Source organism: Pseudomonas sp. UBA6699 (assembly GCF_002454615.1).
GTDB classification, from domain to species: domain Bacteria; phylum Pseudomonadota; class Gammaproteobacteria; order Pseudomonadales; family Pseudomonadaceae; genus Aquipseudomonas; species Aquipseudomonas juntendi.
The window spans coordinates 14267-29641 of the sequence record NZ_DKJF01000005.1 but is presented as its reverse complement, the minus strand read 5'-3'; the positions used below and the strand labels follow the sequence as shown (position 1 = coordinate 29641).

13 protein-coding genes are annotated in these 15375 nt (G+C 64.1%); 2 read left to right on the top strand and 11 right to left on the bottom strand.

What is annotated here, in order from left to right:
• Positions 1–43 precede the first annotated feature (43 nt).
• From B3361_RS00910 to B3361_RS00880, 7 genes are all read right to left on the bottom strand, one after another.
• Entirely contained in the window at positions 44–220 is a 177-nt protein-coding gene (locus B3361_RS00910; RefSeq protein ID WP_009683340.1) for a hypothetical protein, read from the bottom strand.
• The gene (locus B3361_RS00905; RefSeq protein ID WP_009683341.1) at positions 217–1329 is read right to left on the bottom strand and encodes a PepSY-associated TM helix domain-containing protein; all 1113 of its coding nucleotides are present in this window, start codon (positions 1327–1329) and stop codon (positions 217–219) included. Before B3361_RS00905 ends, B3361_RS00910 begins: the two co-directional genes overlap by 4 nt.
• Positions 1330–1487: 158 nt before the next feature.
• Complete coding sequence (locus B3361_RS00900; protein WP_054904273.1) at positions 1488–3920, bottom strand: TonB-dependent siderophore receptor; 2433 nt, start codon at positions 3918–3920, stop codon at positions 1488–1490.
• Between the two features lie 133 nt (positions 3921–4053).
• Entirely contained in the window at positions 4054–5010 is a 957-nt protein-coding gene (locus B3361_RS00895) for a FecR domain-containing protein (protein ID WP_054881576.1), read from the bottom strand.
• Positions 5007–5525 (bottom strand): RNA polymerase sigma factor, encoded by a 519-nt coding sequence (locus B3361_RS00890; RefSeq protein ID WP_029885025.1) that lies wholly within the window; start codon positions 5523–5525, stop codon positions 5007–5009. The genes B3361_RS00895 and B3361_RS00890 overlap by 4 nt, the downstream gene beginning before the upstream one ends.
• A 152-nt stretch (positions 5526–5677) precedes the next feature.
• Positions 5678–6388 carry a 3'-5' exonuclease gene (locus B3361_RS00885; RefSeq protein WP_009681519.1) on the bottom strand — a complete coding sequence of 237 codons (711 nt, stop codon included), beginning with the start codon at positions 6386–6388 and terminating at the stop codon, positions 5678–5680.
• Positions 6385–8322 (bottom strand): DUF294 nucleotidyltransferase-like domain-containing protein, encoded by a 1938-nt coding sequence (locus B3361_RS00880; protein WP_054904272.1) that lies wholly within the window; start codon positions 8320–8322, stop codon positions 6385–6387. The genes B3361_RS00885 and B3361_RS00880 overlap by 4 nt, the downstream gene beginning before the upstream one ends.
• Before the next feature lie 116 nt (positions 8323–8438).
• Here B3361_RS00880 and B3361_RS00875 point away from each other — a divergent pair, with 116 nt between their 5' ends.
• Positions 8439–8978, top strand: coding sequence for a response regulator (locus B3361_RS00875; RefSeq protein ID WP_054904271.1), 540 nt, complete (start codon positions 8439–8441; stop codon positions 8976–8978).
• 146 nt (positions 8979–9124) lie between these two features.
• Here the strand turns inward: B3361_RS00875 and B3361_RS00870 are convergent, their stop codons facing one another.
• A complete protein-coding gene (locus B3361_RS00870) occupies positions 9125–11302 on the bottom strand; it encodes a malate synthase G (protein WP_009681522.1) in 2178 nt (725 codons plus the stop codon).
• Between the two features lie 449 nt (positions 11303–11751).
• On the opposite strand from B3361_RS00870, the gene B3361_RS00865 reads away from it, so the two are divergent.
• Entirely contained in the window at positions 11752–12270 is a 519-nt protein-coding gene (locus B3361_RS00865; protein WP_054904270.1) for a glycine cleavage system protein R, read from the top strand.
• Positions 12271–12564: 294 nt separating this feature from the next.
• On the opposite strand, the gene rarD is transcribed toward B3361_RS00865, so the two are convergent.
• From rarD to B3361_RS00850, 3 genes are all read right to left on the bottom strand, one after another.
• Positions 12565–13452: an EamA family transporter RarD gene (rarD, locus tag B3361_RS00860; protein WP_009681524.1), complete on the bottom strand. Its 888-nt coding sequence runs from the start codon at positions 13450–13452 to the stop codon at positions 12565–12567.
• Between the two features lie 64 nt (positions 13453–13516).
• Entirely contained in the window at positions 13517–14491 is a 975-nt protein-coding gene (locus tag B3361_RS00855) for a serine/threonine protein kinase (RefSeq protein ID WP_054904269.1), read from the bottom strand.
• 99 nt (positions 14492–14590) lie between these two features.
• Complete coding sequence (locus B3361_RS00850; protein ID WP_054904268.1) at positions 14591–15337, bottom strand: TOBE domain-containing protein; 747 nt, start codon at positions 15335–15337, stop codon at positions 14591–14593.
• Between the last annotated feature and the right edge of the window lie 38 nt (positions 15338–15375).

Sequence of the window (15375 nt, the reverse complement as noted above, 5' to 3'; positions counted from 1 at the left end):
AGCTTGGTCCCAGCTGTTGATCCAGGCGTGTTAGCTGTTTACCTCATTTGCCGCTCAGCCCACGGAACCCGAGCCATGCCGGAATGCCCAGCCCCAGCCAGGCCAGGGCGTCCCAGGCGCCGTCCCCGAGCAGCGCGGCGAACAGGCCGGCTGCACCCAGCGCGGCGATGAGCCCAGGCCAGGCGAAGATCTGCCTGGTGCTGCGTGACGTGTGGCTCACGGGCGCGCCCCCCTGCTGCTGCGCAGCTTGGTCCACCACAGGTAGAGGCCGCTGCCGAGTACGATGATCGTCAGCACGTCCAGTGCTGCCCACAGCACCTGCATGGGCCGCCCGCCGTAGTCGCCAAAATGCAGGGGTTGCGACAGGCCCATGGCATCCATGTACCAGGGGCGTTCGCCGACGGCGGTCACTTGCAGCGTGCGTGCATCGATCAGGACCGGGGTCAGCAGGTGCGAAGTGAGGTGCGTGGCACCTTTCATGAACACCGCGTAGTGGTGCTCACTGGAGAAGCGTGTACCGGGGAAGGCGATGAAGTCTGGGCGCATGCCGGGGGCGGCCTGTTCGGCGATGGCCAGCAGGTCGCTGGCCGCAGCGCGTTCGCCCAGCGGTGGGGCGTTGCGGTAGGGCGCCACCATGGCCGCCAGGCTGTCGTTGCGCCAGGCAGCGATCACCAGGTCGGACAGGGCGCTGATCACGCCGGTTACACCGACAGTCAGTGCCCAGGCCAAGGTGACGATGCCGATCAGGTTGTGCAGGTCGAGCCAGCGCAGGCGCCGGGATTTGTCGTGGCGCACGCTGGCGAAGCCCAGCCGGCGCATGAACGGGGCATACAGCACGGTGCCGGACACGATCGCGACGACGAACAGCACGCCCATGAAGGCCAGCAGCAACTTGCCCGGCAGGCCGGCGAACATGTCCACGTGCAGGCGCAGCATCAGCATCATGAAGCCACCGTTGGCGGCGGGCATGGCTACCGCTTCGCCTGTGCGGGCGTCGAGCATGAAGGTGTGCGACAGGTTGGGCTCGGTACCGGCGGTGGCGGCGGTGATGGCCACCACGCCGTCGGGTTGGTCTTCTTCATAACCAAAGTACTGCATGACCTCGCCGGGGCGGTGCTGCTCGGCCTTGAGCACCAGCTGTTGCAGGTCGAGGTGCGGGGTGCCGGGCGGCATTTCGCGCAGTTCGGCGGCGTCGCCCAGCAGGTGTTCGAGTTCGTGGTGGAAGATCAGCGGCAGGCCGGTGAGGGCGAGCAACAGCAGGAACAGGGTACAGACCAGGCTGCTCCAGGTGTGGACCGCTGACCAGCGGCGGATGGTTGGGCTTTTCATCACGGTACCGTTTTTTGCCTGAGGAATTGGAGGGGGCTGCTGCGCAGCCCAATCGCCGGCAAGCCAGCTCCCACAGGTCAGCGCAGGTCCTCGGGGTCCTGATTTACCTGTGGGGGCTGGCTTGCCGGCGATTGGGCCGCAACGCGGCCCCGGCTCACTCAGAACTTGTAGGTGGCGCTGGCCACGACACTCCGCTCGTCGCCGTAGTAGCAGTAGTACGAGTCACAGGTGGAGAGGTAGTCCTTGTCCAGCAGGTTGTTCGCATTGAGCGCGACCGACGCCCCTTTCAGGCTGTTGTCCAGGCGGCCCAGGTCGTAATGCACCGAGGCATCGAACACCGTGTAGGCATTGGCCTTGCCCAGCCAGGTGTTGCCTTGGTCACCATAGGTATTGCCGGTGTAGCGTGCCCCCAGGCCGATGCCGAAGCCGTCCAGTACGCCCGAGTGGAAGGTGTAGTCGCCCCACACCGAGGCCTGCTGGTTAGGCATCAGTTGCAGGCGGTTGCCCTTGAACTGGCCATCCTGCACTTCGGATTTGGCCAGGGTATAGGCGGCAATTACCTTCAGGTTGTCGGTAACGTCGGAAACCGCTTCAAGCTCCAGGCCGCGGACTTTCACTTCGCCGGTTTGGCTGGTGACACTGGTATTGCCGTCGTTGCTGGTGACCAGCACATTCTTTTGAGTCAGGTCATACACTGCGGCCGAGAGCAACGTATTTGAACCGGGGGGCTGGTATTTGACACCCAGTTCCCACTGCTTGCCTTCGGTTGGTTTGAACGACTTCAGTGGGTCCGCATCGGCCTTGCTGGCGGGCTGGAAAGATTCTGCATAGGACAGGTAAGGCACAAACCCCGAATCGAAGACGTAACTGATCGCCGCGTTGCCGCTGAAGTTACTGTCGCGCTGGGTGTTGGTAGCGTCGCCTTTGTTGAAGAACGTTGTACCGGTGTGTACCCAGTCCTCCCGACCACCCAAGGTCAGCCGCCAGTTGCCCAGCGCCATTTGGTCCTGCACGTACAGGCCGGTCTGAATGGTTTTCTGGTCGTAGTCGTAGTAGGCAGTGGAACGGTCGGGTCTGCTGATCGGCAAACCGTAGACTGGGTCGTTGACATTGATGGGTGGCGCAGCGCCATAGATCGTCAGGAAATTGTTGTTGGTACGTTGGTGGTCCAGGCCGAGCAGCAAGGTGTGGCTGATGGCGCCTGTGCTGAAATCACCCTGGAAGTTGTTGTCGACGGCGAACTGGCTGATGTCCTCGTCAACGTTGGTGGTACTACGCCCCACGTTGCCTTGGTCGTCCACGACCATACCGAACTCCGGCAAGTAGCTGTTGACGGTGATCGTCTGGAACGACAGCTCGGACTTGGTATAGCGCAAGTTTTGCCGGAACTGCCACACGTCGTTGAAACGGTGCTCGAACGCGTAGCCCAGCGCGTAGTAGGTACGGTCGTAGAATTCGTAATTCGGGTCACCCAGGTTCTTGTGGTGCGAGATCTTGCCGAACGGCATGTCGATCTTGGTGCCCTGGATCGGTCGGAACTGGCTGGTGACCCCGGTATCGTCGCGGGTGAATTGGGAAAGGAAGGTCAGCGAGGTATCTTCGTCCACGTTCCAGGTCAGGCTCGGGGCGATGTTGTAGCGCTTGTTGTCGATGTGATCGACCTGCGTACCGCTGTCACGGATCACACCGCTCACGCCATACAGCAAGCGGCCGTCGTCATCGATCTTGCCGGTGCTGGCGAAGTTGATCTGGCGGTGGTTGTCACTGCCATATTGCAGTTCGATTTCATGCGCGCTTTCGGCTTGCGGGCGGCGGCTGACCATGTCCAGCAGGCCGCCGGGTGGGGTCTGGCCATAGACCGAAGAGGCCGGGCCGCGCAGCAGCGCCAGGCGGTCGAGGTTCCAGGTTTCGGCTTTCGGGTTGGCGTACACGCCACGTGGCAACGGCAGGCCATCCAGGAACTGGGTGGGCTCGAAGCCGCGCACCCGCATCCAGTCATAGCGGGTGTCGCTGCCGAAGCTGGCAGAGACGATGCCTGGCATATAGCGCACGGCGTCGTCGAGGCTATGCACGCCGCGGTCTTTCATCTGCTCGCGGGTCGCCACGGAAATGGACCGTGGGACTTCGACCAGGGCGGTGTCGGTCTTGGTGCCGGCGGCCGTGCGCTGGGCCAGGTAGCCGTCGACCGGGCCCCACGCGGTTTCAATGGCGCTGTTGGCGTTCACGGTGATTTCCGGCAAGGCCAGGCTGCCCTCCGGCACCGCGACCAGGCTGTAGCTGCCCGCGCTGCTCTGCTGCAATTGCAGGCCGCTGCCCAGCAGCGCTGCCTGCAAGGCGCCGAGGCCGTCATAGCGGCCGTTGACCGGCGCCGAGGTGCGGCCACTGACCAGCGCGGGGTCCAGGGCCAGGGCGATACCGGCCTGGCTGGCGATCTGGTTCAGGGCAGTGGCCAGCGGTGCGCTGGGCAGGTTGTAGGCGCGCAGCGCGGACTGCTCGGCGGCGAACAAGGCAGGGCTGACCAGCGGCGCGGCCATGCCGATGGCCAGGGCCATCAGGCTGGGGCGCAGGATACGATCTACGGCACGGGACATGCGGCGGTTCCTCGACGGGTAAGTGCTTGCTGCATCCTTGCCGAGCGAGAATCGAAAAGTGACAGGGCGAATCTGAAAAAAAGTGAGAATTGTTTGTAAAAGCAGGGGCGCCTGCGATCAGGCTGCTACAGCGCTACCTGGGCGTGACCTTCACCCACCACTGGGTATGCCGCTCGACCTTCACCGGCAGCACCGGCTCCAGTGAGGCCAATGCCAGGTCGGTATCGGTCAGCGGGAAGCTGCCGCTTACCCGCAGGTCGGCGACCGCTGCATCCACGCCCAGGTAGCCGCTGCGGTACTTGCCCAGCACCGCCAGCAAGTCACCAAGGCGTACGTCGTCGACCACCAGCATGCCGCGCGTCCAGGCATCGGCACCGGCCGGCACTGCGCTGACCTGGCCCAGGCCATCGGCATGCATCAGCACCTGCTGGCCTTCGCGCAACACCTGCTCGTCACCGCTGTTATGCGGCATGGCCGCGACCGACGCTTGCAACACTTCAAGGCGCGTGCCTGCGGCTTCACGACGTACCAGGAAGCGCGTGCCCAGTGGGCGCAAGCGGCCATCGTCGGTGCGCACCAGCAGCGGGCGGGGGTCCTGGTGGCCGGTATCGACCGAGATTTCACCCTGGTGCAGCACGATCACCCGTTGCGCACCGGCGTAGTCGATGTCTACCGCGGTGTGGGTATTGAGGCTCAACAGGGTGCCGTCGGCCAGGCGCAAGGTGCGCAACTCGCCGGTGGCGGTACGCTGGTCGGCAAGCCAGTAGCTGGGCGCCAGTGACGGTGCGCCAACCCACGCCAGCAGCGAGCCGAGCAGGAACATGCCGGCCAGGCCGCCGCCCACCTTGCCGATGCGCCGGCGCAGGCTGGCGCGCGACTGCAGCAACGCCTGGCGCGCCGGGCCGGCGGCTGCGCTGAGCCGCTGGTCCATGGCGCCGAGCTGTCGCCAGGCGCGCGCGTGTTCTTCGCTGGCGGCATGCCAGCGCATGAACTCACCACGTTCGGCAGGGCTGTCGCTGCCGCCGTCGAGGTTGAGTTTCCAGGCAATGGCAGCTTCCAGTACACGCGACGAAACCGGTGCGTTGCTCACGTCGGCTCCCCGTACAGGGCCACGTAGCACTGACGCATACCCTGGGCGAGGTACTGGCGCACCCGCGACACCGAAACGCCCAGGCGCTCGGCGATTTCGGCATGGCCCATGCCATCCAGGCGGTTGTGCAGGAACGCCGCGCGGGCTTTGCTCGACAGCTTGCCAAGCAGGCGGTCGATGGCTTTGAGGTCTTCCAGAATCAGGTGCTGTACTTCGGGGGAGGGGTGTTCGGCTTCCGGCACCAGTGCCAGTTCCGCGAGGTAGGCCTGTTCCAGTGCGGCGCGCCGGAAGTGGTCGAACATCAGCCCCTTGGCCACGGCCGCAAGAAAGGCACGCGGTTCGCGGGGCGAGGCCAGCTGCTCGCGGCCTAGCAGGCGCACGAAGGTGTCCTGGCTCAGGTCTTCGGCACGTTGGCGGCAGGCCATGTTGCGTTGCAACCAGGCGAGCAGCCAGCCGCGGTGATCGCGGTACAGCGTACCAACCAGATCGGCGTGTGGGCTCTGTGCAGAAGGCAAGCAGCGTCCCCCCGGAACGTATGCATTAACTAACGATAATTATTCGCGATTGTTGCAGAGGGGAGGGGGTGGGTGCAATGGACGCTTATCGGTTCGCCTGCATGGGGTTGGCCAAAGGCCTGCGGTTTCACCGGCGCTGCGTAGCCCTGGCCTTACATGCCATGGCTCTGCACCTTGCGTCGCCGCCAGCCGCGCAGGCGCTGTTCCAGTTGCAGCGGGCTGTCCAGTTGTTGGCGCCGGGCCTGGCTGAACAGGATCAGCACAAGTTCTGCGGTGACCTGGGCATCAGCGCTGGCGTGGTGGCGTTCCTCCACCTGTAGCCCAAAGCGCGCCACCCAGTCATCCAGGCCCGCCTCGCGCAGAACCGTGTCGGGGTTGAGCATCGGCGCCAGCTCGGCCACATCCAGAAACGGCGACTGCAAGCGGTAACCCAGGCTTTCTTTCAGTGCCCGCGCCAGCATGCGCTGGTCGAACGGAGCATGGAATGCCAGCACCGGGCTGTCGCCAATGAAGTCGAGCAGGTCCAGCAAGGCTTCGGCGGGCTCGCAACCGGCCGCCAGGGCGCTTGGCCCGAGCCCGTGAATCAGCACGCTGGCGTTGGTTTTCAACAGTGGCCGCTGCAGGGTGCGTTCAAATTGCTGGGCAAAGTCGATGGCCCCGTCCTCAATGGCCACTGCGCCGATCGACAGTACCTGGTCACGGTTGGGGTTGAGCCCGCTGGTTTCCAGGTCCAGCACCACCCAGCGCTGCTCACGCAACGTGCACACACCCAGGGGCGCGGGTTTAGGTTGCCGGGCCAGGCGCTGGCGCGTGGCAGGGTCCAGCTCGGGTGTGCCGGGGCGCAGCCAGGCGAACAGGCTCATAACTGGTACCGCAGGGCCAGGCTGCTTTGCAGGCGCTGGGCCTGGCGCAGGGACTCGCGCAGGATACGCCGGTCCAGGTGGTTGAGGCTGTCCGGGTCAAGCCGGTTGGAATACGGCAGGTTGGCGCGGGCCTGGCGTTGATGCTGTTGCATGCGGGTCTGCTGGATGAAGTGATACGCCTCTTCATAGGCCGCGCCGTCCAGTGCTTCGATTACCCCTTTGGCGACCAGCTGGCGCAAGCGCTCCAGGGTATTGCAGGCGCCGATGCCATTGGCCAGCGCCAGCAGCCGGGCACCATCGACGAAGGGCGTCAGGCCCTGGACCTTCAGGTCGAGTGTGGCCGCCTTGTCGTTGCCTTGGCGGGTCAGCACGAACTCGCGCAGGCGGCCCACTGGCGGGCGCTGGCGCAGGGCGTTTTCCGCCATCATGCGCTGGAATATACGGTTGTCGGCCACCTGCGCCAGCACGCCTTGGCGCAGTTGCTCGCAGCCCTGATCGTCGCCCCACACCACCCGCAGGTCGAAGTAGATGCTTGAGCCCAGCAGGTTTTCCGGGCTGGCTTCGCGGACAAAACCGGCAAAGCGCCGCGCCCACTCGGCACGCGACAGGCACAGCGCAGGGTTGCCGGCCATGATGTTGCCCGTACACAAGGTGAAGCCACACTGGGCCAGGCATTGGTTGATGTACTGTGCCAGCGGCAGCAGGCGGGCACGGATGGCGTCGGCCTCGGCACTGTCCAGCGCCTCGAAAAGGATGCCGTTGTCCTGGTCGGTGTGCAGGGTCTGTTCGCGACGCCCTTCGCTGCCAAAGCACAGCCAGCTGAAAGGCACCCCAGGGTCGCCCCGTTCAGCCAGGGCCAGTTCGATGACCCGGCATACCGTGTGGTCGTTGAGCAGGGTGATGATCTGGGTGATCTGGGTGGACGAGGCGCCGTGGGCGAGCATCCGTTCGACCAGTTGGCTGATCTCGCCGCGCAGCGAGACCAGGCTGTCCAGCCGCGGTGCATGGCGAATGGTGCGCGCCAGGTGCACCAGGTCGACCCGTTGCAGCGAGAACAGGTCGCGCTCCGAGACCACGCCACACAGCCGGCCGTTTTCCACCAGGCACACGTGGGCAATGTGCCGCTCGGTCATTGCCATGGCTGCATCGAAGGCACTGGCCTGTGGGCTGAGGTAGAACGGCTTGGCGGTCATGTGCCGGGCAATCGGCGCACCCAGCTCGGCGTCCGCCGCGGCCACCACCTGGCGCAGGTCGCGCAGGGTGAAGATGCCGGTGGGGTAGCGCTGCGCGTCAACCACGACGATGCTGCCCACCTGCTGCTCGTGCATCAGCCGCACGGCTTCGCGCAGCGGCGTATCCGCGCTGCACACCACCGGGTGCCGCATGGCCAGTTCGCCCAGCGGCGTGTTCAGCGAGTACTGGGTACCCAGGGTTTCCACCGCACGCTGGCGAACCTGCTGGTTGACCTGGTCGAGCAGGCTGCTGACCCCGCGCAGGGCAAAATCCCGAAACACTTCAGACATCGAGAACACGCGGATGAACGCTGCCTTGTTCAGTTGCAGGCAGAAGGTGTCTTCGCCGGCCAGGTGCTCGGTGCGGGTGGCCCGTTCGCCGAGCAGGGCGGCCAGCGGGAAGCACTCGCCGCTGGTGATTTCGAAGGTGGTTTCGACACCCGGTTTCACCAAGTGCTGACGCTCGCCCACCACCCGCCCCTGCTTGACGATGTAGAAATGCTCGACCGGCCCGTCTGCCGGCTTGACGATGCTTTCGCCGCTGGCATAGAAGCGCAGCTGGCACTGCTCGACCAGGTAGGCCAGGTGGCTGTGCTCCATCTGGTTGAACGGCGGAAAGCGCTGCAGAAACTGCAGCGTGCCCTGAATGTTCTGCAGCACTGCGGTCCTGCCCGCCTGGCTGTAGGCGTCCTTTTTGCTCATGAAACCGACCGTATCGCTATGCCGAACTATATATATCTATATATAGGTGCCGGCCATGTTGTTCTCTGCCTCCATGGTCGGCTTGCGGCGGGGTGGTGCCCATTGGACGTAAGTCTATGAGCCCCCCTGTCAAAGACCCGACGAAAGGTGAATCGGGTCACGCAAGTTCTGCGGTCCTATGGCTGAAGCGGAATTTTCTTGACGAGATGGCCATGCCTGAGCAAATCGATATTCTAAGCGACGAAGAGCGCGAGGCATTGGGTGTGGCCAGTGCGCCGGTGGCCGTAAAGCCGTTGGTGTTGGTGGTGGATGACAACGCGGTGAACCGTGAAGCGTTGATCCTGTATCTGAAAAGCCGGGGCATTGAGTGTGTGGGCGCGGACGGGGCCGAGGAGGCCAGGTTGTACCTGCATTTCGAGCCGCGCATCGGCTTGATGATTACCGATTTGCGCATGCAGCCAGAGGATGGGCTGGAGCTGATCCGCAAGATTCGCGGGTCGGAGCGGGCGGCGTTGTCGATCATCGTCGTGTCGGGCGACACCGATGTGGCAGAGGCGGTGGACGTGATGCACCTGGGGGTGGTGGACTTCCTGCTCAAGCCGGTGGACCTGGGCAAGTTGCTGGAGCTGGTGAAGAAAGAGCTGAAAATTGATTGAGGCAGAGAGGGGCTGCTTTGCAGCCCTATCGCGACACAAGGCCGCTCCTACAGGTGCAGCGCAAGTTTTGATATTTGCGATATCCCTGTAGGAGCGGCCTTGTGTCGCGATTGGGCCGCAAAGCGGCCCCCGTACGCAGGTGTAACTTACAACCCGTTACGCGCCTTGTACTCGCGGCGACGGCGGTGCAGCACTGGCTCGGTATAGCCATTGGGCTGCTTGCCACCTTCGACCACTAGCTCCACTGCCGCCTGGAACGCAATGTTGTCGTCGAAGTTCGGCGCCATCGGGCGGTACAGAGGGTCAGCGGCGTTCTGCTGGTCGACCACCACCGCCATACGCTTGAGGCTTTCCAGCACCTGCGCCTGGCTGACCACGCCGTGGCGCAGCCAGTTGGCCAGCAGTTGCGCGGAGATGCGCAGGGTGGCGCGGTCTTCCATCAGGCCGACGTTGTTGATGTCTGGCACCTTCGAGCAACCGACACCCTGGTCGATCCAGCGCACGACATAGCCGAGGATGCCCTGGGCATTGTTGTCCAGCTCGTTGCGGATCTCTTCGGCCGACCAGTTGGTGTCGGCGGCCAGCGGGATGGCCAGGATATCGTCCACCGACGCCGGGGTGCGCGAGGCCAGCTCACGCTGGCGTGCCTGCACGTCCACCTTGTGGTAGTGCAGGGCATGCAGGGTGGCGGCAGTGGGCGACGGCACCCAGGCGGTGTTGGCACCGGCCAGCGGGTGGGCGATCTTCTGCTCGAGCATGGCGGCCATCAGGTCGGGCATGGCCCACATGCCTTTGCCGATCTGCGCACGGCCTTGCAGGCCGGTCGCCAGGCCGACATCGACGTTGTTGTTCTCGTAGGCACCGATCCACTTCTCGTTCTTCATGGCACCTTTGCGCACCACGGCGCCGGCTTCCATCGAGGTGTGAATTTCATCGCCCGTGCGGTCGAGGAAGCCGGTGTTGATGAACGCGACGCGCTCGGCAGCGGCCTTGATGCAGGACTTGAGGTTGACCGTGGTCCGGCGCTCCTCGTCCATGATGCCGACCTTCACGGTGTTGCGCGGCATGCCCAGCAGGTCTTCGACCTGGCTGAAGATCTCGGCGGCAAACGCCACTTCCTCAGGGCCATGCATCTTCGGCTTGACGATGTACACGCTGCCACTGCGGGTATTCTTGCGGCTGGTGTTGCCATTGAGGTTGTGCAGGGCGATCAGGTTGGTGAACAGACCATCCTGGATGCCTTCCGGAATTTCGTTGCCCTGGGCGTCGAGAATTGCCGGGTTGGTCATCAGGTGGCCAACGTTACGCACGAACAGCAGCGAACGGCCGTGCAGGGTCACGCTGCCACCGTTGGGCGCAGCGTACTCGCGGTCGGGGTTCATGGTGCGGGTGAAGGTCTTGCCACCTTTGCTCACGCTTTCGGCCAGGTCGCCCTTCATCAGGCCCAGCCAGTTGCGGTAGACGATGACCTTGTCGTCGGCATCGACGGCGGCGACCGAGTCTTCGCAGTCCATGATGGTGGTCAGTGCCGACTCCATCAGGATGTCTTTGACGCCAGCGGCGTCGGTGCTGCCGACCGGGGTGCTGGCATCGACCTGGATTTCGAAATGCAGGCCGTTGTGTTTCAGCAGCACGGCAGTCGGTGCCGCGGCATCACCCTGGAACCCGATCAGTTGGGCGTCGTCACGCAGGCCGGTGTTGGTGCCGCCCTTCAGGGTGACCACCAGCTTGCCGGCTTCGATGCGGTAGGCGGTGGAGTCGACGTGCGACCCAGCCGCCAGCGGCGCGGCTTCGTCAAGGAAGGCGCGGGCGAAGGCAATCACCTTGTCGCCACGCACTTTGTTGTAACCCTGGCCTTTTTCGGCGCCGCCTTCATCGCTGATGGCATCGGTGCCATACAGCGCGTCGTACAGCGAACCCCAACGGGCGTTGGCGGCGTTGAGGGCAAAACGGGCGTTCATCACCGGCACGACCAGCTGCGGGCCGGCCATATGGGCGATTTCTTCGTCCACGTTCTGGGTGGTGGCCTGGAAATCGTCGGCTTGTGGCAGCAGGTAGCCGATTTCCTGGAGGAATGCTTTGTAGGCTGCGGCGTCATGGGCCTGGCCTTTGCGTGCCTGGTGGTAGGCGTCGATCTTGGCTTGCAGCTCGTCGCGCTTGGCGAGCAGGGCTTTGTTCTTTGGAGCGAGGTCATTGATGATCTTCTCTGCACCCGCCCAGAACTGCTCGGCGACGATGCCGGTCCCGGGGATGGCTTCGTTGTTCACGAAGTCGTACAGGACCTTGGCGACCTGAAGGCCACCGACTTGAACGTATCCAGTCATTGCTTGCCTCACTCTGCTCAGCTATTTCGCTCTTCTGTATTAAGCCTGTAGCGCTTCTCTAAACACGTACCAGTACTTGCCCCCGGGGAAGACCCCGAGCGCGGCTGGGTGCAGCCCGCCAGACTGGCTGGCAGACAGTGTGCGTATTTTCACAGGCGCCTTGGCAGACATCCAAACGACGTTTTGTAGTCCGCGCCACGGGATACTACATGAAGCAGTAGACGGGGCAAAATCAGACTAAAAGCGCCGTTGTGCGACCCATTGGTCGCGTATGGTCACGCTGGGAGCAGGTATGTTCGCAAAAAAAGGGTGGATTGTTCCAGATAAATCTTGAAACAGTACACGATTGGCTGTGCGGATTGCCCTGCGGCAGGTTGCCGCGCCTTGCCTATACTGAGCCGACCCCCCGATTTTCTGCGCCTGGCGCGGCTCGACACGAGGAACGGCTTGTGGATCATCTTGTACTGACTGTTATCGCCCCTGACAAGGCCGGCCAGGTGGAACGTGTTGCGCAGTGCATCGCCGACCACAGCGGCAACTGGCTGGAAAGCCGCATGTCGCGCATGGCCGGGCAGTTTGCCGGGATCCTGCGGGTGGCGGTGCCGGCTGAACATCACGATGGGCTGGTGGCGGCGTTGCAGGGGCTGGCCCAGTACGACATTCGTGTGCTGGTTGCAGAGAGCGGGGTGGAACCCTCGTGTACCTGGAAGCCGATTGCCATGGAACTGGTCGGCAATGACCGGCCGGGGATCGTGCGGGACATCACTCGTTTGCTGGCGGAGTTGCAGGTGAACGTGGAACGGTTCACGACAGATGTGCGGCCGGCACCGATGAGCAGTGAGCCGTTGTTCCATGCCGATGCCTTGTTGGCCTTGCCCCTGGCCTTGCCGCTGGACGAGCTGCAGCAGCGGCTGGAGAGTCTGGCGGATGACTTGATGGTGGAGTTGCGGTTGCGGGCGGAGGATTGAGTGGATTGGCCGGGGGCCCCTTTGCGGCCCATCGCGACGCAAGGCCGCTCCTACAGGGGATTTGGTAAAGACATCCCTTGGGGTTATCCCAGTATCACGGGGAAGGCCCTGTGGATAACCTGGGGGTTCACCTCCCCAGCCCAGGCAATGCGCCCGCTGCAGAGGTTTGCTCAAAAAACACCCAAAATTCAGCAGCTTGTGCACAAAGCACGGGGACGAGGGTGTGGATAACCTTTGGAGATGTCTCTGCAGGCCAGGTATTACATGGCCTGCAGAGTTTTGATCGTTTTTTGATCAGGCGCGCTTGCGCAAACTTAGCCAGGCATCCACGCTGTAAATGGCCAGGCCAGCCCAGATGAACATGAAGGCTACCAGGGTGCTGGAGGACAAATGCTCATCGAACAGCAGCACCGCCTGCAGCAGTACCAGGGTTGGCGCCAGGTATTGCAGGAAGCCGAGGGTGGTGTAGGGCAGGTGCCGCGCTGCGGCGTTGAAGCACACCAGCGGTACCAGGGTCACCGGCCCCGCAGCCATCAGCCAGAGCGCTTCGCTGCTGGTGTAGAACGCGCCTTGTGCACTCATGGCCGTTGGGTGCAGCAGCAACCAGCCCAGGGCCAGCGGTACCAGCATCCAGGTTTCCACGACCAACCCCGGCAGCGCCGCAACCGGGGCCTGTTTGCGGATCAGCCCGTAGAAGCCAAAGCTCAGCGCCAGCGCCAGCGACACCCAGGGCAGGCTGCCCACCTGCCATACCTGCTGGGCCACGCCAACTGCAGCCATGCCCACTGCCAGCCATTGCAGGCGGCGCAGCCGCTCGCCCAGCAGCAGCATACCCAGCAGCACGTTGATCAGCGGGTTGATGTAGTAACCCAGGCTGGCCTCGAGCATGCGCCCGTTGTTGACCGACCACACATAGGTCAGCCAGTTGAAGGCGATCAGCGCCCCGCTCAGGGCCAGGACCCCCAGCCGGCGCGGGTTGTCGCGCAGCTCGCGCCACCAGCCGGGGTGTTTCCACAGCAGTAGCAGCAGCGAGCCGAACAGTGCCGACCAAAGCACCCGGTGGACGATGATCTCCACCGCCGGGACGCTCTGGATTGCCTTGAAGTAAATCGGGAACAGGCCCCAGATGATGTAGGCGCTCAGGCCCAGGATATACCCGCGACGCGGGTTTGCGGCATGCATGCAGAATCCTTGCTTAGGTAGCTAAATAAAGCGACCCCTATTGTAGACAGAGGCGTGCACCGTTTTAGAACAATTTCAGCGGGGCTTCATCCAGCGCCGCCATTTGTTCACGCAGGGCGAGGATCTGATCGCCCCAATAGCGCGGCTGGCCGAACCAGGGGAAGCTGGGCGGGAATGCCGGGTCATCCCAGCGCCGCGCCAGCCACGCGCTGTAATGCAACTGGCGCAGCGCTCGCAGCGGTTCGATCAGGGCCAGCTCACGCGGGTCGAAATCGTGAAACTCGTTGTAGCCGTCGATCAGTTCGGCCAACTGCCCCAGGCGCTCCTGGCGGTCGCCGGCCAGCATCATCCACAGGTCTTGTACGGCGGGGCCCATGCGGCAGTCGTCGAGGTCGACCACGTGGTACACGTCTTCGCGGTGCATCAGGTTGCCGGGGTGCAGGTCGCCATGCAGGCGGATGAGCTGGTGCGGGGTGCGGGCGTAGATGTCCTCGACCCGCTTGAGCAGGTCGCGGGCCACTGACGCGTACGCCGGCAGCAGCTCGCGGGGTACAAAGCCCCCATCGAGCACAGTGTTCAGCGAGGCATGGCCGAAACTGTCCACAGTCAGCGCTTCACGGTGAGCGAACGGTTTGCAGGCGCCGACGGCATGCAGGCGGCCAAGCAGTTGCCCCAGGCGGTAGAGCTGGTCGAGGTTGCCAGGCTCCGGGGCATGGCCGCCACGGCGCGGGAACAACGTGAAGCGAAAGCCCTGGTGCTCGAACAAGGTACGGCCGGCGTGCCGCATAGGCGCTACGACCGGCACTTCGCAATCGGCCAGTTCAGCGGTAAAGCTGTGTTCTTCGAGGATGGCCGCATCGCTCCAGCGGCCAGGCCGGTAGAACTTGGCGATCAGCGGCTGCGCCCCCTCGATGCCCACCTGGTAGACGCGGTTCTCGTAGCTGTTCAGTGCCAGCACCCGGGCATCGCTGAGAAAGCCGAGGCTTTCCACGGCGTCCAGGACCAGGTCAGGGGTGAGGGTATCGAACGGATGGGACATGGGAGCTCCGGGGGTATACGGCATGGGCTCCATGGTACAGGGTTATCCCTGTAGCGTACCCGTAGGGTTCATCCGCGAACCGCCTGCGCCACGGCCGGCCTAGGCAGGCACCCCGAGCAACACATAGGCAGGGTGGAACTGAACCCGTACCTGCTGGCCGGCCAACCAACCCGCCTCTGCCATGGCACACAGCGTTTGCCCGTTGCCCAGCGCCAACCGGACTTCATTGGGCCCGTCGGCCTCCACCAGCACGTCTTCTACCGTGGCCCGCAGGCAATTGCTCCCCGCTTCAGGCTTGTCTCCCTCGGCCAGCAACTGCACCCAGCCTGCCTTGAGCAGCGCCACCACCCTGCTGCCCAAGGTCAGCTCCAACCGCGCGGTGCTGTCGTGGGTGATCAGCGCGTCGATCTCCAGCCCGCCACCCAGCGCCAGGCTGACCCGGTCATAGCGGCCCTCACTGCGCAGGCCGCTGACCTGGCCCTGCAGCTGGTTGCGCGCGCTGGTGCGTAGCATCAGGCGCCCAAGCAAGTCGAGGTCGCTGGACTCTTCCGCGGCCTCGAGAATTTGCGCCTGCAGGGCCTGCAGCCTTTGGTACAGGCGCAATACGCGCTGACCCTCCACCGACAGCCGGGCGCCCCCACCCCCACGCCCGCCAGTGCTGCGCTCGACCAACGGCTGACTGGCCAGGTTGTTGAGCTCATCGATGGCGTCCCAGGCTGCCTTGTAGCTGATGCCCGCCGCCTTGGCCGCACGGGTGATCGAGCCTTGCTCGGCAATGTGCTGCAGCAGTGCGATGCGCTGCGGGCGCCGGGTTATGTGCTGGGTCAGTAGAGTGGGCAAGGGCATGGGCATCCGGTCGCTGTAAGGGCCTGGGGCCAATAGTG